This window comes from uncultured Psychroserpens sp. (genome assembly GCF_947501425.1).
In the GTDB taxonomy this organism is placed as follows: domain Bacteria; phylum Bacteroidota; class Bacteroidia; order Flavobacteriales; family Flavobacteriaceae; genus Psychroserpens.
On sequence record NZ_CANMVN010000023.1, the window covers coordinates 1 to 1,180 of the forward strand.

A 1,180-nucleotide genomic window follows, 5' to 3' on the forward strand; every position below is an offset into this window, starting at 1 on the left:
TCGATCCTACACCATTAGAGGTTTGCGATGATGGTACACCAGATGGAATTACGAGTATAGATTTAACGTTAAAGAATGTAGAGATCACAGATAACAATTCAAATTATTCGGTAAGTTATCATGAGACCCAGGCTGATGCAGATAATAATGTAAATCCCTTGCCTATACCATATACGAATATGTTCAATGGGCAAACGGTTTATGTTAATGTACAGGATATTAATACAGGATGTTCTAATACCACGACATTAGTATTAACGGTAGAGCAGGCGCCAATAGCCAATACTCCTACGCCCTTGACGTATTGTGATCCGGACAGTGATGGCTTTGGTGTTTTTGATTTGATGAGTAAAGACATTGAGATCACAGGAGGCGATCCGACCTTAACGGTTAGTTACCATGAGACGATGGCTGATGCAGATAATAATGTCAATGCGCTTTCAAGTCCATATAATAACATTGTAGAGGATATGCAAACGATTTATGTTCGTGTAGAGAGTTCAACAATAGCGACAGATTGTGCAACACTAGTAGAACTAGTATTGATTGTTAATCCAACGCCACAGTTAGGTGCATCGCCAAGTGCCTTGGAGATTTGTGATGATCTATCTGCAGATGGTTTTGGACAGTTTGATTTGACCAGTAAGGAGTCTGAGATTTTACAGAATCTTGCAGATCCTTCACAGTATGTTGTGACTTACTATGAGACAGAGATGAATGCCGATATGGCAAATAACCCAATAGGTAATCCAGCCAATTATACCAATACCACAGCTTTTAACCAGATCATCTGGGTTAGAGTAGAGGATATTGATCCGGCAACAGGCTGTTATAAGCTAACGACCTTAGAGCTGATTGTAAACGCATTACCAGTACTGGTACAACCATCACCATTAGAGTTGTGTGATGATAACAATCCAGGAGATGAGATGGAGTTATTCACCTTAGAAGAAGCCACTGATGAGATCTTAAACGGTCAAACAGGGATTAGTTTAACGTATTATGAGACACAGGCTGATGCCGATGCAGGTGTTAACCCAATCTCAAGTCCGTATACTAATATGGTCAACCCACAGACGATATTTGTACGCGCTACCAATGATATTACAGGTTGTGCTGTAAGCACAACAGCCACGATATTACTGCGAGTAAATCCAATTCCATCACCAACAGCTCCAAC

1 pseudogene is annotated in these 1,180 nt (G+C 40.5%); it reads left to right on the forward strand.

Annotated features, from left to right (window positions below):
• Positions 1-1,180: pseudogene (locus tag Q0951_RS17020) on the forward strand (hypothetical protein); the annotation flags it as partial.